General features: G+C 56.7%; 16 protein-coding genes. 4 read left to right on the forward strand and 12 right to left on the reverse strand.

Features of this window, described 5'->3' with window-relative positions; genetic code table 11:
* Positions 1-25 precede the first annotated feature (25 nt).
* Complete coding sequence (locus tag EBB79_RS02540; protein WP_127747367.1) at positions 26-691, forward strand: TetR/AcrR family transcriptional regulator; 666 nt, start codon at positions 26-28, stop codon at positions 689-691.
* On the opposite strand, the gene EBB79_RS02545 is transcribed toward EBB79_RS02540, so the two are convergent.
* Positions 688-4110, reverse strand: a complete 3423-nt coding sequence (locus EBB79_RS02545; RefSeq protein WP_127747369.1) for an indolepyruvate ferredoxin oxidoreductase family protein — start codon at positions 4108-4110, stop codon at positions 688-690. The genes EBB79_RS02540 and EBB79_RS02545 overlap by 4 nt on opposite strands.
* A 145-nt stretch (positions 4111-4255) precedes the next feature.
* On the opposite strand from EBB79_RS02545, the gene EBB79_RS02550 reads away from it, so the two are divergent.
* Positions 4256-4714, forward strand: coding sequence for an Lrp/AsnC family transcriptional regulator (locus EBB79_RS02550; RefSeq protein WP_127747371.1), 459 nt, complete (start codon positions 4256-4258; stop codon positions 4712-4714).
* Between the two features lie 102 nt (positions 4715-4816).
* Here the strand turns inward: EBB79_RS02550 and EBB79_RS02555 are convergent, their stop codons facing one another.
* Positions 4817-5209: a DUF3307 domain-containing protein gene (locus EBB79_RS02555; protein ID WP_127747373.1), complete on the reverse strand. Its 393-nt coding sequence runs from the start codon at positions 5207-5209 to the stop codon at positions 4817-4819.
* Between the two features lie 229 nt (positions 5210-5438).
* On the opposite strand from EBB79_RS02555, the gene EBB79_RS02560 reads away from it, so the two are divergent.
* Positions 5439-8396, forward strand: a complete 2958-nt coding sequence (locus tag EBB79_RS02560) for an ABC transporter transmembrane domain-containing protein (protein WP_127750849.1) — start codon at positions 5439-5441, stop codon at positions 8394-8396.
* 137 nt (positions 8397-8533) lie between these two features.
* On the opposite strand, the gene EBB79_RS02565 is transcribed toward EBB79_RS02560, so the two are convergent.
* From EBB79_RS02565 to EBB79_RS02595, 7 genes are all read right to left on the reverse strand, one after another.
* Positions 8534-9772: a mandelate racemase/muconate lactonizing enzyme family protein gene (locus EBB79_RS02565; RefSeq protein WP_127747375.1), complete on the reverse strand. Its 1239-nt coding sequence runs from the start codon at positions 9770-9772 to the stop codon at positions 8534-8536.
* A gap of 87 nt (positions 9773-9859) precedes the next feature.
* On the reverse strand, positions 9860-10951 hold the full coding sequence (locus EBB79_RS02570) for a Zn-dependent alcohol dehydrogenase (protein ID WP_127747376.1): 1092 nt from the start codon (positions 10949-10951) through the stop codon (positions 9860-9862).
* An 83-nt stretch (positions 10952-11034) separates the two neighbouring features.
* Complete coding sequence (locus EBB79_RS02575) at positions 11035-12234, reverse strand: TCR/Tet family MFS transporter (protein WP_127750850.1); 1200 nt, start codon at positions 12232-12234, stop codon at positions 11035-11037.
* 221 nt (positions 12235-12455) lie between these two features.
* Positions 12456-13166 (reverse strand): alpha/beta fold hydrolase, encoded by a 711-nt coding sequence (locus EBB79_RS02580; protein ID WP_127747378.1) that lies wholly within the window; start codon positions 13164-13166, stop codon positions 12456-12458.
* Positions 13159-13950: a 3-oxoadipate enol-lactonase gene (gene pcaD / locus EBB79_RS02585; protein WP_127747379.1), complete on the reverse strand. Its 792-nt coding sequence runs from the start codon at positions 13948-13950 to the stop codon at positions 13159-13161. The genes EBB79_RS02580 and pcaD overlap by 8 nt, the downstream gene beginning before the upstream one ends.
* A gap of 84 nt (positions 13951-14034) precedes the next feature.
* Positions 14035-15009 carry a threonine ammonia-lyase gene (locus EBB79_RS02590; RefSeq protein WP_127747381.1) on the reverse strand — a complete coding sequence of 325 codons (975 nt, stop codon included), beginning with the start codon at positions 15007-15009 and terminating at the stop codon, positions 14035-14037.
* Between the two features lie 32 nt (positions 15010-15041).
* Complete coding sequence (locus EBB79_RS02595) at positions 15042-15728, reverse strand: haloacid dehalogenase type II (protein ID WP_127747383.1); 687 nt, start codon at positions 15726-15728, stop codon at positions 15042-15044.
* A gap of 159 nt (positions 15729-15887) precedes the next feature.
* Here EBB79_RS02595 and EBB79_RS02600 point away from each other — a divergent pair, with 159 nt between their 5' ends.
* Entirely contained in the window at positions 15888-16316 is a 429-nt protein-coding gene (locus EBB79_RS02600; protein ID WP_127747385.1) for an FKBP-type peptidyl-prolyl cis-trans isomerase, read from the forward strand.
* A gap of 104 nt (positions 16317-16420) precedes the next feature.
* Here EBB79_RS02600 and EBB79_RS02605 read toward each other — a convergent pair whose 3' ends face one another.
* The 3 genes from EBB79_RS02605 to EBB79_RS02615 form a co-directional block, all read right to left on the reverse strand.
* Positions 16421-17218, reverse strand: coding sequence for a TIGR03084 family metal-binding protein (locus EBB79_RS02605; RefSeq protein ID WP_127747387.1), 798 nt, complete (start codon positions 17216-17218; stop codon positions 16421-16423).
* Positions 17219-17506: 288 nt separating this feature from the next.
* On the reverse strand, positions 17507-18175 hold the full coding sequence (locus EBB79_RS02610; RefSeq protein ID WP_127747388.1) for a peptidoglycan-binding domain-containing protein: 669 nt from the start codon (positions 18173-18175) through the stop codon (positions 17507-17509).
* Positions 18175-22821, reverse strand: coding sequence for a CHAT domain-containing protein (locus EBB79_RS02615; protein ID WP_127747390.1), 4647 nt, complete (start codon positions 22819-22821; stop codon positions 18175-18177). The genes EBB79_RS02610 and EBB79_RS02615 overlap by 1 nt, the downstream gene beginning before the upstream one ends.
* Positions 22822-22957: the final 136 nt, after the last annotated feature.

Raw genomic sequence — 22957 nt, forward strand, 5'->3', positions numbered from 1 at the left:
GACAGTTTGACCAAAGGCGAAAAAGATGACCCAAAAAACAATCCTGCAGCGCGATGACCCCAAAGCCGAACCGTTAATCGGCAATGTCAGAGTGACCCGTGCAGATTGGCTGAATGTGGCCATGGACGTGTTGATCTCGCATGGGGTCGAGCAGGTCAAAGTGCTGGCACTGGCAGAGAGAATGGCCGTCTCTAGGTCTTCGTTTTATTGGTATTTCAAATCCCGCCAGGATCTTCTTGATGCTCTGCTGAAAACATGGGAGCAGACCAACACTGCGGGGATGGTTGGCCAGGCAACGGTTGCTGCTGAGACGATAACTGCCGCAGTGTTGAATGTTTGGCGCTGTACTGCTGATCCGGAATTGTTCAACACAGCATTGGATTTCGCAGTGCGAGACTGGGCCCGCCGGTCTGGGCCTGTGCGTCATCTGTTAGATCAATCTGACGCGCGTCGGGTTGAGGCGCTGACGCAGATGTTTCAGCGCTATGATTTCCCTGATGTCGAGGCGCTGGCCCGTGCCAAAGCATTGTATTACATGCAATTGGGTTATGACATGGCAGGGCTGAACGAAAGTGGTGACTATCGACTTAGGATGACGGCAGAATATTTGAAAGTCTTCACAGGGTGCGAAGCTCTCCCCGAAGAACTGGAAGAGTTCACCACCTATTCTTTGAAATTCTGGACCTCCTAAAGAGCAGCAAGCATTGACGTGGTGTTGGATTTTATCTTTTCGGCGGCCAGCTGGCGGACAGGGCCATAGCCGCGGATCTCCATCGGCGCAGTCAGGATGGCGAGGCAGCTGTCGTGACAGGCCGCGTTATAGCGCCGTTCGACCTGCTTTAGGGCGTCTTCGTACCATGCCAATAAATCACGGTGCAGCCGGGCCTCGGCGTGATATCCAAAAACGTTGAAACGGCTGCCGCGAAGGCGTTTACCTTTGGTCAGTAGGGTCAGAACGGGCCGTAACCACGGCCCAAAGGCGCGTTTCATCGGGCGACCCCGGGCGTCTTTTCCTCGGCTTAGAAGTGGCGGGGCAAGGTGATGGTGAACCGTGAAGTCGCCCTCAAACTCCGCGTCCATTTGATGCTTGAAGGCGGCGCTGGTCAAAAGACGGGCCACTTCGAATTCGTCTTTATAAGCCATCAGTTTGAACAGCGATTTGGCGGCCGCAATGGTCAGTTCCTCAGTACTGTCAGCCGGAACTGCGTTGCGAAAGCGGGCCAGTGTTTCGGTATATCGTTTGGCATACCCCACATCTTGATATCCGGTGAGAAAACTTGCCCGTCGCTCTATCACATCTTCCAGCGTTTCCGGCGCATCCGTAGTCTCTGTGTACCAATCGCTTACCAGACCTGGATCCACCGCCAGTGCGCGACCGATGGCAAACGCCAGACGGTTTCGCTCTACCGCCACTGCGTTAAGTTCAATGGCCTGGTCCAGCGCACCAGCTGAAACTGGCACAAGCCTTTTTTGCCAGGCAAATCCAAGCATTATCATATTGGCGAGGACCGTATCGCCGAGGATTGCCTCGGCAACCTCGTTGGCATTTATCGCGCTTAAATTTTCGGCGCCGACGACACTGCTTATCGCCTGCTCGCGCTGACCTGCATTAAGATCAGCATCACGTTGCAGCACCAGATCACCGGTGGGCATTTCTGCCCGGTTCAGAACGATCCGTGTGTTGGACCCGTAATGTGCCGAGGCCTTGGGGGCTGAGCTGACCACGACATCGCAGCCAATCACCGCATCCGCCGCGCCTGTGTCAATGCGCACCTGATTCACGTCTTCCGGGTTAGACGACAGCCGAATATAGCTGAGCACGGTCCCGAATTTCTGCGCAAATCCAGTGAAATCCAACACACTGGAGCCTTTCCCCTCAAGATGGGCGGCCATGGTGATCAATGCGCCAATGGTCACCACGCCGGTGCCGCCAACCCCGGTGACCAATAAATCAAAGGGTGTGTCCAGCGCGGCAATGTTCGGGGTGGGCAGGGCCGCCACCAATTGCGCCGCGTCCAGACCCGGGGCCTGTTTCTTACGTCGGGTGGCGCCCTCGACGGTAACAAAGCTGGGGCAAAATCCATTCAGGCAGGAAAAATCTTTATTGCAGCTGGACAGGTTGATTTTACGTTTGCGACCCAGCGGTGTCTCAATGGGCTCCACGCTCAGGCAGTTGGATTCAGTTGAACAATCGCCGCATCCTTCGCAGACCAGATCATTGATGATTGCAAATCGTTTAGGGTCGTCCAGGGTGCCGCGTTTGCGACGGCGGCGCTTTTCGGTGGCGCAGGCCTGCTCATAGATCAGCACGGAAACACCCGGGATATCGCGCAGTTCGCGCTGGACCGTGTCCAATTCTGCGCGGTCATGAAATGTGGTGTCGCTGGGGAACTCTGATCGGATGAACTTGGTGATGTCATCCGACACCAGTGCAATTCGCGACACGCCTTCAGCCCGGCAAGTCTGGGCAATTCCGACCACGCTGACAGGGCCATCCACCGGCTGCCCGCCGGTCATGGCGACGGCGTCATTATAGAGGATCTTGTAGGTGATATTGGTCTGTGCCGCCACCGCCTGACGGATCGCCAGCGATCCAGAGTGATACCAGGTTCCTTCGCCGAGGTTCTGAAACACATGTTTGCCGCCGTTGAACATGGAGGCGGCAACCCAGGGCACACCTTCGCCGCCCATTTGCGCATATCCAGCGGTCTCGCGGTCCATCCAGCTGGCCATCACATGGCAGCCGATACCTGAATTGGCCTTGCTGCCATCGGGCACTTTGGTCGAGGTGTTATGCGGGCAGCCTGAACAGAAATAGGGGGTGCGAGTGGCGCCAGAGATGTTCAACAGGATGGGCGGCGTATCCGTCAGCGCCAGCGCCTTGGCCGATAGCCCTTCCTCAGGAAAAAACGGATCAAGCCGCTGGGCTATGATAGGCACCAGTTGCAGTGGGCTTAACTCTCCAGTCCAGGGGATCAGCGGCTCACCGTGACTGTCGTATTTGCCAACCATCTTTTCGGGCTTGTTGCCGGGCCAATCATAGAAATACTCTTTGAACTGGCTTTCGATAATGCCACGCTTTTCCTCGACCACCAGCACCTCTTTTTTGCCATGCACAAACCGCAAGGCGCTGCGACGGGCCAGTGGCCAGACCATTCCAACCTTGTATATATCGATGCCCAGCCGACGACAGGCCGCCTCGTCCAGCCCCAACAGGCGCAGTGCCTCCATCAGATCAAGATGGCCTTTTCCGGTGGTGACAAAGCCAAAACTGGCATCAGGCAAGTCATAGATGCGCCGATCAATCGGGTTCGCCTCGGCAAAGGCGCGCACCGCTTTCAACTTGGCCCGCATGCGAACCTCGATCTCGGGGCTGGGCAAATCCGAGCGCCGCACATGCAACCCGCCGGGGTAGGGGGGCAGGTCAGGCAAAATAAATTCCCGGTCTGGCGGCAAGGCGACAGAACGGCCACTTTCCACCGTTTCCGAGATGGCCTTGAAGCCAACCCAGGCGCCGGAATAGCGTGACAGGGCAAAGCCGTATTCGCCAAAACTCAGGAATTCGCTGACCGAGGCCGGATTTAGAACGGGCATAAACCAAGCCAGAAAACCCGCGTCGGACTGATGCGGCATCGACGAGCTGACGCAGCCGTGGTCATCGCCCGCAACCACCAGAACCCCGCCCTTGGTCGACGACCCATAGGCATTGCCATGTTTCAGCGCATCGCCTGACCGATCCACCCCGGGGCCTTTGCCGTACCACATTGAAAATACGCCCTCGACCTGACACTGGGGATCCAGCACGGCCTGTTGCGCCCCCAAAACCGCAGTTGCCCCCAGGTCTTCATTCACTGCAGGCATGAACTTGATACCATTCTCGCGCATCCGGTCAGCGGATCGCCAGAACTCCAAATCGACCCCACCCAGCGGCGAGCCACGATAGCCGGATACAAAACCAGCAGTGTTCAGACCTGCCTGTTGATCGCGGCGCGCCTGATCCAGCATGATCCGCGCCAACGCCTGAGTACCAGTGAGAAAAACCCGGCCTCTGGTCAGGTCGTACCGGTCACTCAGGTGATACTTCTGAAAATCATGTGTCTGCTGGGTCATGGCTGGCATCTCTTGCTTGATCGGCATTGTAAGCGGTAGAGTAGACCATATTGAGTGAAAATTTTCGTCAAACCGCTTGCAATACGGTGTAATGTTGGGTGAATTGACCGACAATTGCGACACTTTAGAAAAGTTTGACCGTATTATGGAAATCACTGATCGTGACCGCAGCATCTTGTCTCTGTTGCAACAAGATGCACGGATGTCCAATGCCGACATGGCCGAAACCATAGGAATGTCGGCCTCCGCACTGTGGCGACGGGTCCGGGCATTGGAAGATGCGGGCGCGATTGTGCGATATGGGGCCATCGTGAACCCGGCTGTCCTGGGGTTAGAGTTTCAGGCGATTGTTCATGTACACCTGACCCGCCATGACCCTGAAAAACTGGTCGAATTCATTCGCGCAATCGAGGGAAATACACTGGTTCAGGAATGTTATGCCACAACCGGGCAGGCCGATTATCACCTGCGCGTGCTGGCTCCGGATCTGGACGCCTACAACAATTTTCTTGAACAATTCTTGTTTCGCTTACCTGCCGTTGCCAGCGCCCAGACCAATATGGTTCTGCGCACTATAAAGCAAAACAAACCAGTGCTTCCCTAATCCGGATCCATTTTCATCTGGCCAGAAATATCCCGGGGTTTGGGGCAGAGCCCCAAGGGGTAAATGAAAGTATGCCCAAGCATATCCATTTGGTAGCAGGCTCTAAATTACAGTGTATTCCATCCAGGCCCATACCATAGCCAGATAGGTGAAATGATGCAGCGCCTGATCTGTCCCCATGGCACGCCAGAATTCTGCCATGTTCGGCATCAACTGCTTTGACTCGGAATAGCAGGCTTTGCAGTAATCAATGTTGAAATGGATAAACCATTCAAGCGCGCAAATAACCAGTATGAACCACATCGGGGTATGAAATATCAGGAAGACCAGAAAGGACCCTATTACATGTACTCCGGCATGTTGGGCCCGACCCATGTGAAAGTATATTCCCCGTCCACTTAGCATTTTCTGCGTCTGCATATAAAAGTCGGCAAACATGTGCTTGAACTGCAGTAAGCCCAGCAGCAGCAAAATAGATCCGACATAGTCCGGCAAGACGGGAACTCCTGTTAATCGCTCGTTACTGGAGCTTACGGATTTTTTCGCCGCAAGCAATCGTCAGCGAAACATCTTCCGCAAAGGGGCATCTGACGCTAAGGCATTGCCTGTGATGGTGGAACCGCGCTAGGCATTGGGGTGTACTTGTTTGTCCTTGCTATTTTGGAGGCCTTCCATCGAACGCTCTCTTTTTCGCTTCATTTGGAAATACTCCAAACGGGATCAGTTGATTCTGCTGCTGGTCACCACCACGCTATTCCCGTTGTTATTCCTGACGCTTGAACTGCCCAAGCGGATTATCAACGATGCCATTGGCGCGCAGACTTCGACCATTGACGTGCTGGGGCGCCCGGTGGATCAGCTGACTTTCTTGTGGCTTTTGTGCTCGGGGTTCTTGTTGGCTGTGACAGCGCATGGCTTGATGAAAATGCGCATCAACACCATGAAAGGCATACTCGCCGAACGCATGTTGCGTCGGTTTCGCTATCAGTTGATAGCCCGGGTGCTGCGCTTTCCACAGCCCTACTTTGAACGGGTCAGCCAGGGTGAACTGGTGTCGATGATCACAGCTGAAAGCGAGCCGATGGGCGGCCTGATGGGCGATGCGATTAGCCAGCCAGTTTTGCAAGCCGGGCAGATGATCACCATTCTGTCTTTCCTGTTTCTGCAGAATGTCTGGTTTGGCATTGCGGCTGTGGCTTTGATACCTCTGCAGGGTTGGTTGATCCCGATGTTGCAGCGGCGCATCAACCTATTGAACAAAAAGCGCATCAAGCAGGTGCGCGCGCTTGCGGCTGAAATCGGGGAAAGCGCCGTTGGCGCCTCGACATTGCGGATCAACGGCGGCTGGCGCTATCGCATGGCGGTTATCACGACACGCTTGGGGCGCCTGTATGATATTCGCCTCGATATCTATCAGAAAAAGTTCTTTATGAAGTTTATCAATAACTTCATTACCCAGCTGACGCCGTTTTTGTTTTATGCGATTGGTGGCTATCTGGTGCTGCAAGGCTCTGTCTCACTGGGCGCGCTTGTGGCGGCTTTGGCAGCCTATAAGGACCTCGCATCTCCGTGGAAGGAGCTATTGGCCTATTACAACCAGACCCAGGACATGAGCCTGCGCTGGGACGTGATCATGGAGCGTTTTGCGCCAACTGGTATGGTCGACGAAACCTTGATGGAAGGTGAACCCAAGGAGTTGGTACGTCTTGAGGGCGACGTGATTTTGACCAATGTCAACGTGCGGGACGCTGACGGGAATCTGGTGCTGGAGGATCTGAGTGCCCGCCTGCCTGCCGGCAAAGTCGTCGGGATCGCCGCCCCGTCAGAAGAAGACAGACGCGCCATGGCTGAACTTCTGACCCGCGAGTTGCTGCCCTCGGCGGGCAGTGTTTCCATTGCGGGGCATGATTTGACCAAGCTGCATCAGGCGGTAATCGCTGCTCGGGTTGGTCATGCGACATCGCGGCCCGTGCTGTTTCAGGGGTCGTTTGGCGACAACGTGATGATGCCGATGCGACCGCGCCCCACCGGGACGGCAAGGGACGCCGATCAGTTCGAAAAGGCCCTGAAGGCCGGCAACAGCCCAGACCCGCTTGATGCACCCTGGCTTGACCCGTCCGTGGCCGGGTTTTCGAACAAGGATGACTTGCGTGATTGGTGGCTGAAGCTGGTCGAAGGCATCGGCTCGGACACCGCCTTGTTTCGGCGCGGTATGGAGCAGAATTTTGATCCGAAAACTCACCCTGTTCTGGCAACGCATCTGGTGCAGTTGCGTGATCAGGTGCAGCAGGCTGTACGCGACGCCGGGCTTCGTCAGCATGCGTTCTTTTTGAAAACGGATGAGTATAATCCGGCATTGCCTGTGGCAGAAAACTTGTTGTACGCGACGCCACATGAGCCAATCACTGAAGTCGTTTTGGCAGAGCAGACCGAGTTTCTGGACCTGATCAAAGAATTGAACCTGGATGAAGACCTGGTAGCGCTGACCCAGGACGTGGTGGATATGCTGCGCCAGATTTTTGGGCTCGACGGCACTGATCACCCATTGTTCCGTAAACTGGGGCTGGAGCCCTCTGCATACGAAGTTGCGCTTGATCTGGTTGAAAAGACCCGGTCCAACGGCGCCGATGTTTTGGATCACAAAGAGTTGGCAGAGCTGTTGATTGTTCCGTTCCGGATCTCAGCCGAACAAATCGGCCCAGCCTTTAGCGAGGACATGCAAAGCCGTATTCTGGCCTTCAGGCAAAGCCATTCTACCCGGTTGATGGCCACTTTAGGTGATCTGTTTGTGCCGCTGAGTATCGAAAGTTTTGCACCGGGATTGACGGTTCTGGAGAATGCTCTGTTTGGCAAGATTTCGGACCTGGCCGGCGCCAAGGGAGACGAACTGCGCAAACTGGTCTCTGAGTTGCTGGTGCAAAACGGGGTTCGTGATCTGGTGGTTGAGCTGATCTTTGAACTGCCAATTGCATTGGGCGGGCAGGGTCTGGCCGCCAGCTTTGCTGAACCATTGGCCTTTTCTCGCGCTACAATCAAACGGCCTGATATTCTGATCATGGACACGGCGATGGCCAGTTATGATTTGGAAACCCGCATTTCGGTACATAAAAACCTGCGCAAACTGCTGCCGGATACGACGGTGATTTATCTGGGCGACAGTTTTGAAAGCCCAGATGTGTTTGATGTTTACTACGAGCTGCGACAGGGACGACTTGTCAGTGACGAGGCGCAAAAGGTGGCGGTTGAAGATGGAGCGGCCAGTGCAGATCTGGCGCGCAAACTCAGGGCGCTGGAACAGACGGAACTGTTTTCCGGGTTGAATCGTCGCCAATTGCGCCTGCTGGCTTTTAGTGCCCGTTGGTATCAGGCCGCTGCCGGTGAAGTGGTCTTTTTGAAAGACGATGAAGCCAGTGATGGTGCCTATATGATCCTGGAAGGTGAGGCTGGCCTGTACTTGCCCATTGATGGGCAGGACGACAAGTTGATCGCCAGCGTGGGGCAGGGTCGTCTGGTCGGTGAATTGGGCTTGATCCGGAAAGAACCGCGCTCGCTTAGCATGATTGCGCAGAGTGAATTGACCTGCCTGCGTATCGGTGAGGAAGAGTTTTTTGCGGTGGTAGAAAACGATGCGGCAACGGCGTTTAAACTGTTGCAGGTTGTTGCCGGCTACGTATCCAACTGATTATTGATGCGCACCGGTCATGCGGCCCAATTCCAAACAAGGCTCTTCCGCCCATTTGCGGTTTCCTGACGGAAGCCCGCCTCTGGTTGGGCGTGGCGCCGCCGAATTGTGTCAGTCTCGAAATTTGACCACTGGCGCTATTCGGACGTCTTCAATGGCGGTGACCCTCCGGCAAAGCCATTTGGCGTTACATAGTCACAAGGAGCGTCCCGCATGTTGAGGTGCAAGTCGTTGCCGGTAAAGGGATGTGCACGGGCCAGCGCCTCGTTCACCTCAATGCCAAGGCCGGCTGCCGTAGGGGGCGTTACGAATCCGTCTTCCACCTGGATTGCCCCGTTGATCAGCGCATCATGAAACGGTGTCTCGATGGTTTCGGCCATCAAAATATTGGGGATCGAGGCTGCAAACTGGATATTCGCTGCCCATTCAATTGGCCCCGCGTACAAATGAGGTGCCATCTGCGCGTTGTAGACTTCGGCGATTGCTGCGATTTTCTTGGTCTCCCAAATGCCACCGGACCGACCCAAAGCAGGTTGCAGGATGGTGGCAGCGCCGGCCTGCAGAGCGGCAGCAAACTCGCTTTTGGTTGTCAGCCTTTCGCCTGTGGCAACAGGAATGCGAACGGCCTGAGCAACTTTGGCCATCTCGGCGGTGTTGTCGGGCGGGACCGGCTCTTCGAACCAGAGCGGCGAGTAGGGTTCCAGGGCCTGGCCCAGGCGAATGGCCCCAGCTGTGGTGAATTGACCGTGAGTTCCAAACAGCAAGTCTGCCTTGTCGCCCACGGCCTCGCGGATGGCTTTGCAAAACGCCACTGAGATTGAAATGTCATTCATGGCAGGCATGTGGCCGCCCCGAGACGTATAGGGGCCTGCAGGGTCGAATTTGACAGCTGTGTAGCCTTGCCTGACCATCTGCGCGGCACTTTCTGCGGCCATATCAGGCGAGGCCCAGAAGCTTTCGGTGTCGTGTTCGGCGAGCGGGTAGAGGTAGGTATAGGCGCGAATGCGGTCATTCATTCGGCCTCCGATCAGGGCGTGAACCGGGCGATCACGGTCTTTGCCCAGAATATCCCAGCAGGCGATTTCCAACCCGGAAAAGGCGCCCATTGCCGTTAAATCTGGCCGCTGTGTGAAGCCGGAAGAATATGCGCGCCGGAACATCAGCTCGATGTTCTCGGGGTTCTCATCTGCCATATGCCGGTCAAACACATCGCGAATAACGTGGGTCATCGCCTCTGGTCCGACCGAGGCCGCATAGCATTCGCCCCAACCGGTTATACCGGTGTCGGTGGTCAGTTTGACAAGTATCCAATAGCGCCCGCCCCATCCGGGAGCTGGGGGGGCGGTAACGATCACGTCGAGGTCTTGCAGTTTCATGGGTGATCTCTTGTTTGTGTGGATGCGTTCAGCCACGCATTTCTGTGGCAATTGGTGCGAGATAGCACGCACCCTACGACAGGGGGATTAACGTGGAAACAGGATCACATTGCGTTTGGCACTGCCGGTTTTGGTGTCGGCGATGGCTTCGTTGATTTGCTCCAGGCTCCAGCGACCAGAAATCAGTTCGTCCAGTTTCAACCGGCCCTGACTGTACAGATCAATCATCCAGGGAATGTCACGTTGGATCACCACATCGCCCATTTTTGATCCGATAAGACCCTGGCCTGTAGCTGCCAGCATCACGGGCTCGTAGCTGGCCATGGCGCCAGAATGCGGCATACCGATCATGATCGCTTTGCCGCTGGGTGCCAGATAGCGCGGCGCCTGCTCGTAGGCAGGAATGGCGCCAACTGTGATCAGCACGGCATCCGCCCCGCGTCCGCCAAGCGCCTTGTAGGCAGAGCGCCAGGGTTTATCGAGCGTCGCCAGCACCCCGTGCGTGGCGCCAAATTCTTTGGCGATTTCCAGCTTTTCCTCACTCATGTCGACGGCAACGACGCGGCGTGCACCGGCAATGCGGGCACCTTGAATGGCATTAAGGCCGACACCGCCAGCGCCGATGACCACAACATCCTGACCCGCGCGCAGCTGTGCTGCATTGACGACAGCGCCGACGCCGGTAATCACGCCGCAGGACACCAATGAGGCGACATCCTTGGCGATGGTTTCGGGAATTTTGACGATTTGGCGCTGATCCACCACCACTTTTTCAGCAAAGGCACCACAGGCCATGGCCTGCTGCAAAGGGCTGCCATCCGCAGCCTTAAGGGGGCCGTTCACGGTGTCATAGGGCGTTTCGCAGGTTGTCGGCTTGCCACCCGCGCAACTGGGGCAGTTTCCACAGGCGCGGATCAGCGTCACCACAACCGAGTCGCCCTCGGTAAAGCCTGCAACACCAGCGCCCAGTTTGGTAATCACCCCGGCGGCCTCGTGGCCATAGACTGCAGGGAGGTGACCGCCCCAGGCGCCCTCGGCATAGGAGATATCACTGTGGCAGATCGCGACCGCCTCAAGTGTGACTTCGACTTCACCCATGCGGGGATCTGCAAGCAGAACATCCTCGATGATCAATGGTGCGCCGAACTCGCGACAGACTGCTGCCTTAATGGTTTGCATGGACGTTCCCCCGTATTGCCGACCTCACGGTGACCGTCAGTCATCATTGCTGCAAGCCGAAAACCGTCAATGAGGGGTCGTTTTTACGTGACGGAATGTCGTGTGCGTAAGAATATTACCAGTCCGATAATCATCAGCCCCAGCGCAACCAGGAACGGGGCGCCAGGCAGATAAATAGGCGCGTCCTCGCGGCTGAATTGGGCAAAGACCGAGGCCATTAACATCGGAGAAATAATCATCGATAAGGCCTGAACCGATGTCATGACGCCCTGCAACTCACCCTGTTGGTTGTCGGCCACCGATTTTGACATGATGGCCTGCAGTGCTGGTGTCACCACCCCGCCTAGGGCGGCAATTGGCGTCAGGATCAGGGCAAGGGTTCCGCTGGTGACAAAGGCTAACAATGAAAAGCCAAAGAAGTCGAAAAGCTGACCGTAAATCACGGTGTTACGCTCGCCAAATCGCCGAACCACATGGCGGAGGGCACCACCCTGAACAAGGGCCATAGTCAAGCCAAAGACGGCCAGCGACACACCAATTGTCTGCGGCGACCAGTTAAAACGCTCTTCGGTGAAATAGGCCCAGATGGCCGGATATACGTAGATCGCCACCGAGTAGAGAAAGTAGACCCAGAGCAGCCGTTGAATGCCCGGAACGCGGGCCATGGTGCGAAAGGCGCCAAAGGGATGGGCGCGACGCCAGTCAAAGGACCGCCGGTTTTCGTCGGTGACGGTTTCCTTCATCACAAACCAGCCCAGCCCGAAATTGAGTGCGGATAGAATTGCAGCGGCATAAAATGGCGCCCTGGTGCCCAGCTCTCCGAGCAAGCCGCCGATGAGGGGGCCCATAATAAAGCCAACTCCAAACGCCGCCCCGAGGAGGCCAAAATTCGCGGCCTTTTCAGTCGATTTTGAGATGTCCGCCATATAGGCGCCAGCGGTGCCGTGGGTTGCGGCGGTGACGCCGCCGACAAGTCGCCCCAGCAGCAGCAACCAGAGCGACCCGGCCAGGGCCATTACCAGATAGTCGAGCACCATAATAAACAATGACAACAGCAATACGGGACGGCGACCATAGGCATCTGACAGACCGCCAAGCACCGGGCTGAACAGGAACTGCATCACCGCAAAGGCAGTTGCAAGGATGCCACCCCAAAGCGCTGCGTCAGCCAGGCTGCCGCCCTGAACCTCGACGATGAGCCCCGGCATGATGGGCATGATCAGTCCAATGCCCATGGCGTCAATCATCACGGTGGTCAGAATAAAGAGGATAGGAAGGCGCATGGACATAGACACTCAGATTGAAAACGCCTGCACCGTAGCTGCCGGGTTTTAAAAGGGAAAGCGGACAAATCGCCTGATTTCGCAGGTGTTCCGCAACGTCGGCAGCAAAACGCCGAGCCTGGATCCGGGGCGGCATTTCGACGTTACCGGTGCACAGGCGCCCAGCATCGCCGCTGGGACGCGATCGCTATACTGTTGGCAGTCGCAAACCGACGCGGCCATTACATATCCCTTGCGATACGGGTGATGACATCTGCCAACCATCTGGGGTCGGCAAAGAAAGGCGAGTGCGAGAGGGGCATGTCATGAACATGGTTGCGCGGCCAGTCGGCGACCATCTCGGCTTGATATTCGGGCGGAATGACGCGATCGTTTGCACAGCGAATATAGGCCTTGGACACTTTACGCCAACGATCTGACACAAACAAAGGCGTGTCTTGTGGCCTGATGGGCTGAGGGCAAAGGTGGGACAAGGCATAGTCCACAGCCTCTGCCGGGCAGTCGTGATAGAAAAGGTCGGGGGCGCGGTTGGGGTCGATTTTATAGCTGGCACCACCTGGGTCTTTGATGACGGCATCGGTCAATGTCTGGCGCGGGCCATTGCGGCGCATGTCGATCAGTGACAGACCCGACACTGGCACATAGGCACAGAGATAGATAAGTCCGCGCACTGCGTCGGGTGCTTTCTCGGCGGCGGCTGAAATCGGGTAGCCGGCCCAGGAATGTCCCAACACTATGGTGTCCGGGGTTGTGGCAGCCAGTATCGCATCTGCCGACTGGTCCAGCGTCACCGAGGCCAGATCGCGTGCGTCACCATGACCTGGCAGGTCTATCGCGCGCGCAGTGTGACCCTGTGCCTGCAAGGCGGGGATCAGATCGCGCCAACACCAGGCTCCGTGGCAAGAGCCGTGAACGAGGAGTATATCAGCCATAGTGTCCGATCTTTTGCAGGAAGGTGTCGAGCAGGGTCGCATAGTCCCGTGGCTGTTCTACGCAGGGCAGGTGACCCGCCTTGCGCATCAATGCGAACGAAGACCCGGGGATCAGGTCAATGGTTTCGCGTACCAAATCAGGGGGCGTGTCGCCGTCCTCGGACCCGGCAATGCCCAGGGTGGGCAGCCGTAACCCGCTGGTGGGGGTATAAAAATCCGTCCCGGCAATGGCAGCACAGCAACCGGTATAGCCGACGGGTGACTGCTGCACCAACTTTGACCGCCAAAGGGCCATTTCGGGCAGGGTGCGGAAGCCGCGCGAAAACCAGCGCTGCATCACCTCATCAGCGATGGATTCAAGGCCCGCGGTGTTCACCGTCTCAATGCGTTGCTGCCATTTAGCAGCGGTGCCGATCTTGGCGGCGGTGTTTGACAGAACTAGTCCACGGATTTGATCCAACCGTTTCACAGCCAACCCCTGTGCGATCATGCCGCCGATCGACAAGCCGACAAAAATACAGTCGCGGATGTCCAGCAGCTCCAGCAGCCGCTCGGCGTCGCGGATTAACGCGCCCATGGAATAGGGCGCAGCTGGGGCCGAGGACAGCCCGTGACCGCGCAGGTCATAGCGGATCAGTTTCAACCCGGCAGGAAGATGCGGCAGCATGGCGTCCCAAAGCTGCAGATCCGTGCCCAGCGCGTTGGCAAAAACCACCGGAGGGCCATCCGGATCGCCATCGATCCGATAGTGCAGCTGGACATCTTCTAGGTCTGCAAACGGCATCGTCTACCTTTCGGGCTGGGGCTTTGCCTCTGTAACCGGGATGACGCACAGGGGTAAAGATGCCCCCTGATCTAAGTCGCGCGGTCAGCTGAAACGCTGCAGGGCCTGCTGGAAGACCTCGGGATCGACATTGCCACCGGTGGCGACGACGATTGCGACCTCGCTGGTCAGCGCATGCCCGTGGAATAACGCAGCCGCCAGTGACACAGCACCGCCAGGCTCCAGCACGATTTTGAGCCGCAGAAAGGCCAATGCCATAGCGTGCAGGGCTTCGTCTTCACTGACCACAAGGCCAGCGCCGCACAGCCGCTTCACGATTGGAAAGGTTATTTGCCCCGGTGACGGCGTCAGGATGGCGTCACAGATGGACCCCGAGGTCTGGTCATTGCGCTCTATCTGTCCTGAGATCAGCGAGCGTGTCACATCGTCAAAGCCTTTTGGCTCACAAGGCCTGACCTGCATCTGTGGGGCCTGGGCCTCCAACGCCAGCGCGATGCCAGAGGTCAACCCGCCGCCGCCACAATTGACCAAGACCTCGCCAGTTGTGACACCCAGATCTGCGGCCTGGGTGGCGATCTCTAGCCCCACCGTGCCTTGCCCCGCGATCACTTGCGGCTCGTCAAAAGGTTTTATCAATGTCAGATCGCGTTCAGTTGCGATGGCCTGACCAATGGCGTCCCGGTCCTCGTTGGCGCGGTCGTACAGGATCACCTCGGCCCCCAATGCGCGGGTGTTTTCAATCTTCAGCTGTGGGGCATCTGCGGGCATCACGATCACCGAGGGTACGCCGTGCAGGGTGGCGGCATGGGCAATGCCCTGTGCATGATTGCCACTGGAATAGGCGATCACGCCTTTTGCGCGCGCGGATGGGTCCAGGGCTGACAGAGCCGACCAGGCACCGCGAAATTTGAACGATCCAGTGTGTTGCAAGCACTCGGGTTTGATCAGAATACGGCGCTGGGCGATGTCGTCCAGAAACGGGGAAGACAACAATGGTGTCACCCGGGCGTGTCCATCCAGCCGCTGGGCGGCGGCGTTGATCATGGCAAGCGAAGTCATGTGGTGGTCTTTCTATATATGGGTTTTGGCGGTCAATTGCCTGCGAGATCAGGAATGGGTGTCAGGTCGGTCAGCACATGCTGTGGTGTCCAGGGCAAGCGATCCATGGGTTCGCCTGCGCGATTGACCCAGGCGGTGGCAAAGCCATAGCCCGCAGCCCCTGCCGCGTCCCAGCCATTGGACGAGACAAACAGCACCTCGTTGCGATGGCAATTGAACCGGGCGCCAACCAGATCATAGACACGGGCATTTGGTTTAAAGATGCCAACACTCTCGACGGACAGCACATCATCCAGTACATCGCCCAGACCGGCAGATTGGACCGCGCCGTCCAACATGTCGGGCGACCCATTCGACAGGATCGCGGTGTTCAACCCAGCCGCTTTCAAGGCCTGCAGCATCGCGGGAACCTCAGGGTAGGCCTGTAGCTCCCAATAAAGGTCCAATAATCGCTGGCGCAACCTGGCGTCGCCGTCCAGACCTGTGGCTTCCAGCGCCCAATCCAGCCCGTTCTGAGTGACCTCCCAGAAATCGGTATGGGCGATCGTGATTGCGCGCAGCCAGGTGTATTGGAGCTGCTTGAGGCGCCAGTGATTTGCCAGTTCAACCCAGCTGTCGCGCAATAGCGGAAACTCTGGTTCGGCGGCGGCCTGTCTGGCCGCTGCAGCGACGTCGAACAGGGTGCCATAGGCGTCGAAAATACAGGTTGTGATTGGCATGCGGATCTCCCTTACCGGAACAGTGGCACAGGGCCGCGCAAGGGGGAAGCGGGATATTGTATGGCACACAAAGCGGTGGCTGCGTTTGGTCCTGCTTTACATTTTAAGGTCAATGTATAATTTAGCGCCGTTTGAAAACCCTGACAGATTGGACCCCCAATGACCGAGGTCAAAGCCGGCGACATCGTTCGCATCCATTACACCGGAACTCTGCTGGACGGCAGCGTGTTCGACAGTTCAGAAGGCCGTGATCCGCTGGAGTTCACAGTGGGCGCCGGTCAGGTGATCGAAGGCATGGACACTGAGATGCCGGGCATGACGGTGGGTGAGAAAAAGACCATCGAGATCCCCTGTGCCAAAGCCTATGGCCCAATCAATCCAGGCGCTCGTCAGGCTATCCCGCGTGAGGGAATTCCCGATGATATCCCACTGGAAATTGGCACTCAGCTGCAGATGCAATCACCAGAAGGGCATGCACTGCCAGTCACCGTGGTTGAGGTCGATGATGCAACAGTCACACTGGATGCCAATCACCCGCTGGCGGGCAAAGATCTGACATTTGCGCTCGAGCTGGTTTCGATCGCCTGATAAAACCGGATTGCTTTCATAGCGGTCCGGACCCTGCTCGCCACATCGATGTGGCGAGTGGATGATCGAACAGGGATGCGACGATCACCGAGAAAACCTGTAGTTCAGCCTGCTTTGTGTCGTTGACCCTTGGCCGGGGGAGAGACTGGCGGCCCGGCAAAGCATTGCGCGTGGTTCATCCAATGATGCGCAACGTCGCCACTGGCTTGTAACGCCGTATCGGCAATGCTTCGTGTCTGGGTCACTACTTGTGCAAACTCGACCGCCTGGCCGCGCACAAAATTATCCTTTTGCGGCTCATTCCACTGCCATACCGCGCCAGATGGCCCAGTTAGCTCGACATAAGGGGCAGGGGCGGGCACTTCTTCTTGGCGATTGAGAAATGTCCATCCAAAGGTCGCAACTCCCAGATGGGCAATGTTGCGGATACGGTCCAGATCCCTGCGTTCCAATCCCAACAGATCAAACACGGCCTGCCCATGTGCCCAGGTCTCCATTTGCCTGGCAGTGATAGAGCTGAGCGTGCTCATATCTGGCCCGATCCATTTTACGCGGTCTTTTGGGTCGGCCTGGGCGAATGAGTCTGCGCAGACTTCGGCCCCATTGCGCCACGCCTCAAACAGGGCCCGCCCGGACAGTCCATCCAGCCAGGGGAACTGACAGTCCAAAATGGATTTGCCCATTTGCATGTCTGTGACGACCGGACTTATGAAGTTGGCAAAAGAGTCAGGCCCTTTGAGCGATGCGACTGCGGCGACATTAAAGAGGTGTAGGTGGCCCAAAATATGATCAATCGACCACTCCTTAAACAGAGTTGGCTGGTGAAACTCCGCTTCGGGTAGGTCCTCTAGTATACCTGCCAGCGCAAGGCTCTCTGCCCGGAAATCTTCTGCCTGCTGCATGTGCGCATCCTTGTCTTTAACGCCAGAAGGTGATGATTCAGCCCCGGGAGTGTTTTTTACATTTCGGCCTACATAGTTTCTGTGATCAGATTGGACCGTTTCGTCAATGATAACGGTGACCAAAGTGGCGTTAAAGACGAGTGACGTCAGGACAGTGTAGCCCGGCGCCAGATATCCCCATAGGGCGTTGTTGGAGTTAAGGGCGCCTTGCCATCACAGGCATAGGATGTACCGACACCTGATTGGTCGCTGTCAGTGTCGCACTGGCTGAACGCTTCCCTTGGTCATTCAGCAGCCACCAAAGCTATATGATGCATAAATGCCAATTTTCTGCAGCAGGGCCCAATCGGCCAATCCCGTAACCGGGTCACCATATTCAGCTTGAAACGCTCGTACCGCCTGGGCCGTTTCCTCGGTGTAATACCAATCGGCCACATCATTGAAGTAACCACCTTCAAAAAGGTATCTCTCCAGGCGTTCAACAGCCGGGTAAAGATCTCCGGGTTCAAGCAAAAGCGGTTGGCGCTGGTTTGCGGCGGCTTTACACACTGTGGCGGCAGCGGGGGTGAGTTGAAATAGCCCGCTTATCACTTCTCCATCAGCCTCCATTGCGCCAATCTGTGTTGCGATGCTTTCGATACGGGCGCTTTCCACGCGCAGGTGGCTGAAGTCAGCCAGCACAGTTTCAGGAAAGCGGATTAGGGTCAGCGCGCCACCGTCGCAATCGACCGAACAATAGGCCACAGTATTGTCGTCAAAAAAGGCGCAGGAAAATTCGTAAGTCACATAAGGGCTGCCGATCAGCGTGTAATTGACCTCGCCATCGTCACTAAGGGTCAAGGTATTGACCCCGTGCGTTTCAGAGGGTGTTTCAAGGGCATAACATGCTGGCTCTTGCGCCAGCCCCAAAGTGGCGCTGGCAGCGAAGAAACTCGATAAAATAATGGTGTTTCGCATTATTCTGCTCCTTCCAGGACCACGATTAGAGCCCAGTAATAAGGATGGGAGGCGCCAGAGTAGCGTTCGTTTGGATCTGCGCCACCTCTTAGGATATCACCGCCAGCTAAAAAGGCGCGCTGCGCTGAAGCGAGGGCCTGCGCTGGGGTGGTTTGCTTGTTGATCAGATGGTCGTACATACGCTCCATGAGCAGGGCATTTGAGATGTCGCCGACTTGCCAAAGGGTTGCCACAACGGCACCCGCACCTTTTTGCTGAGCAACGGCGGCAAAGCTTTCCAGCTCACGACCATCATTGTCGGTACCGCCAAAGGCCGTGTTACAGGCCGACAAGGTCAAAAGACCAACACCATTGAAATTCAACCCGATGCCAAGCCCCTGCCTGATCTCGGATACAGACAGCTTGGTACCGTCTCCCATCATCAGAAACGACTCGTCCTGTGTGGGGCCAAGTACGAAATGAGACGCAAGATGCACGATGCCCAGATCCGTTTTCTTGCGGTCCGGCGCGGACAGAGCGTTGGTAAAGCTGGTGAGGGTAAAGTCGTCGTCAAAAAAGGTGTCACCGGGCACCACCCCATTGTCGCCCTCTTCCGAGATGACAAGCCGGTCGAGCTCAATAGCGACCCCTGGCAATGCGCCAAGGTTTTCCCAGTTGCGGGTCGCTCCAAAAGCAGAAATTCGCCCCATTTCGCCATCAATCGACCCAGCAAGCCGGGCCTCAGTGGCATGTGTCAGTGTGAAACGCTCGATCAGATAGCCGTTGTCATCGCGCAGAGCCGCGAAAGGCAGAAAGCGCAATTGACCATCCAGGGACAGAACCAGGGTATCACCGCCGGCTTTTTGGATTTCTTCGGTCAACTCTGGTGGGAACAGGATCTCAAAGAGCTCAGCCCCCAGTGGGTCGGGGTCGCCGTTCTGATGGCTGAGAGATCCGCGGAAGGCATTGATTTTGGCGTTCAACGCAACCTCTGAAAACGGCTGTCCGTTAGGCAGATGATCCCGCACAAAGGATCGCTGGCTGTCCTTGGTTGTCAAAACGATTCCAAGACGGTCCGGCAACACCAAATATTGCAGAACCATTGCACTTTGACCGTAGACAGTTTCGCGCAATAGACGGCGGATTGTCAGGTCTGGTTCAATGCCTGCCGCCGTGTCCAGGGCCCGCACCTGTGCTGTGGACCGTTGCATATTTTCAAGTGCTCTACGGCGGGAGTGTTCAAGTTCCACATTCAGCTGCTCACGGCGTAATGTCTCTTCGTTAGTGATATTGGCAACCGATTGCCGCAAATTTAAATCACGCCGCTGCTGCATACTATTGGCGGCCAGGGCAGCCACCTGGGTCGCTGCCTCGATCAGCGCGTTTTCTTCGGGGATAAGTGCCAGCACCTTAAATCCAGCTTGTCCATAATCGGTGTCGCGGCCGACATATTCGAATGTCTCGAAAGATTTCAGCATGTTGAGCACAGCGGCGGCCTCAGACGGGCGGTTCTGCCGGATGAACAGATCGGCCAGCCATCGGTAGTGGTTGCTCATATGATCCCGGAAACACAACTGCAGGTGTTCCGGTAATTCGATAAGGTCGGCGCGCAACGCCTGTAGCTCGTTAACGGCCTGTTTGGCCAAGGCAAGGGCAAGAGGCTTTTGGTCCAGTTCGAACAATCGTTCCGAGCCGCGAGACAGGGTGCAGACCCGTGCCAGTGCCGATGGGACAGGCCCCAGCCAGACCTGTGCGACGCTGTGCCGAGAAAAGTCACCTCGCATCGCAATCAGTTCCAGTTCGACCGCGCGCTCGATGTTGCCTGCTGTGCCTTCAAGCTGTGACAAGCGACGGGCCGAAAAACTGAACGAAGGCGTTGCTGCGCCCCGTTCTTCGACTTTATCAAACCGGGTTCTTGCAGTGTCCAGATCCAGTCGAACAGGCTGTAGTATTCCGGTAGAGCTAGCGGCGAGCGACTGGAATTCTCTGGCGGTGCTGTCGCCCCGTTCGGCAAGCGCCCGCAAAAGACGGGCAACAGGGCGCCATGCCTCGGCGTCGCCGTTTTCAAGATACCTGCGAAGGGATTGACGCAGGGCGATATCCCTGGCGGCAGATGCGGTGGAGCCATCAGAAGTCATCAGGGATTTGAGGGGCAGCAGGGCGGACCGCGCGCCGTCGAAATCGCCGTAGAACGCCAGAACGTCGACCAACGCCGCGTTGGCTGGCAGCGCGCTTTGATTGCTGTTCAAGATGTAACTCTTGTCACTGTAGGGATCAGCTGCGACCAGGGAGCGATATCTTTGGGCTGCGGCTGCCTCTTGAACCAGCCAGTCATAGGCCGGGGATATCAAGGCGGTATCAAAACTGCCAATGGCGGCCTGACGCAGGAATTCGGCACAGTCCGTGTAATCAGGGTCGGTGAATTTACAGCGCCCTGACAACGCGGCGCGAAAGCCTTGTGGGTCCGGGTTGTCAAGCCAAAGCGCAAGAAGGTGACCCTCGGCCAGGTCGCGCAGTTCCCGCGTGGTTCGGGCGAGATTTGGCCGGGCCCATAGCAGACGTAGGAGCCGTTGTTCTGCCTCTATTGAAGTGGACGCCCGATACCAATCCGCTGCGCGCTGCAGGTCAACCGAATGGCTTTGTCGCAGGCCTGCAAACATGTCACCCATGGCAAGCCCCACATCCCCCGACCACGGCAGATAGCTGGGCCCGGTGTTGCCCGATGCTGCCAACAAGTCGTCCAGCAGATCGCGTCCTAGCCCGTCATCGAAAAAGCGGCTGCCCGCCATGAGACGGCGGCCAATGGCAATCTCAACACCCTGAATAGGCGAGGCGGGATTGCTGGCCAAGCCCAGTCCGCGCTGGTACAGATCCAGTGCCTTATCCCAATCCTGTGCCACTTTGTGGCTAGTTTCATAGGCTTCAGCAAGTGCCAGCATCGCAGCGGGTTGTCCTGCGTCAGCGGCTTGCTGATAAAACAAAATGGCTTTATCGGGATTGCGTGTCACGCCATAGCCCTGCTCATGCATCTGCGCCAGTCGAAGCATCGCATAGCTGTTGCCCTTGTCAGCGGCCGACTGGAAATGGAGCAGGGCCAGATCAACCTGTTTGCCGCCAGAGACGAAACCTTCGATCAGTAACGTTGCTATCCGGGCATTCTGCGCGGCACTGCCATGCACCCGGATGAGGTCAGCCCAGGTGGGATCTTCTGCGGCGCGTCGGGCCTGGCTGACAGCGTCATGTATTTCGGACAGCGGAGTGTTAAAGTCCAATCCGATGGTGGCGAAGGTTGGTATCGCATCACCTTCCGGCAGCCACCAAGGTGGTGTTTCGGGTGCGGCGTCGGGAAAGACCGATTTTCTGTCTTGGGCGTCCGGGTCGGTGTATTCAAGCTCCGAAAGTTCATTTGGTGAAAACACTGGGCTAAGCAGGCGGTTAAGCGCCGGGGCTACGGATGGCGACATGTCTACCGGCAGAATACCGTCAAGATAGGCACTGGCGATCGTTGTTGGCGAGCCGCGTAGAAAGTCACTTTGGTTCGACGAGACGGCAATAAGCCAAAGACCAAATTCCGGTTGTGGAGCGATATTCTGACCGAGCACAAGCGCGACGCCTACTTCGCGCAATATATCGGCGCTGTCGCGTGGTTTCTCCCAACTGCCAACCGCGGGGTCCGAAATCGCACGCAGCAAGGCACGTGCCGTCTTGTCAAGTTCAGCAACTGTAACCGGAACGGGATCATGTGCGCCAATAAAGGCCAGCAATAGGACCTCTCCAGCATAAGAGGCGTCTTTGAAAAAGGCATCCGGGCCAGACTGTAGTTTGCCTTCGCAGGTCTGCCAGAATGGCGACAATATCCGCTCGAATGCATCACTGCGCCAGCGCTTGTCCGGGCCCGTTATGTCCGCCAGTTTCTTGCCCAGACTGGCAGGATCTTTCAGTGGCTTTGCCCCGGATTTGCAAGCCGACAAAGTTGATAGAAACTGTGCCAGATTTTCGGGTGAATTCTTACATAGTCCGGGAGTCGCCGGAGCATGCGCCAGCGCAACAACATCAGCAGGGCCCGGAACTTCGCCATCGCGCAGGCTGCGCACCCGATCAGAGTTCGCGGCCGCTAGATTCCAGGCCAGTCTGCTACCGGGGCCAAACAACCCGTCCATTTGACCGGCGTCGCAGCCATGCATATTTAGCAGAAACTGCGCCAGTTCAGATTGTGGTTGATAATAGCTCCGGACATTGACCTGAGTTTCTAAAATTTCAAACAGGCCCTTGCCTGCAATGTACTCCAGCACCGGGCACAGCGCTTGCTGGTGGGTTTCGATGGCTGCGCGCAGCGCATCACCGCTGTCGGAATTGGCCGCCAGAAACCGCTCGGCGTGAATGTCACCTTGATTGGCATCGCGGATCCGGTTGCCGTTTAGGATGTATTCGGTAAGCGAGAAATTGGCAGCTTCGGCCATGGTTGGAACATCCCGCCGGGCAAACGCCGCGCTTAAGGCAATCACTGTATCAAGATCGAATGGGGTTGGTGCCTGCCCATCGCAGGACAGGTTGGCCAAGCTTGTCTGCCATTCGGCAAGGAATGGGTGTTGCTGAGCACGTGCATCAGGCACGGGCAGCAATGAAACCGACAGCATCAAAACGAAGAGGCGAAAAAACAAACTCATAACGCTAATCCCTCAATTGCGCTGAGCCTATTGAACGGATGTATTCCTGTAAATGAATCTATCTGGCACAGATGTAGTCAGGTGCAGGTCTAATCAAGCCCGCAAAATTTCACTATATTTCAGAGAGTCTTGCGGG

This window comes from Parasedimentitalea marina (genome assembly GCF_004006175.1).
Classification (GTDB): domain Bacteria; phylum Pseudomonadota; class Alphaproteobacteria; order Rhodobacterales; family Rhodobacteraceae; genus Parasedimentitalea; species Parasedimentitalea marina.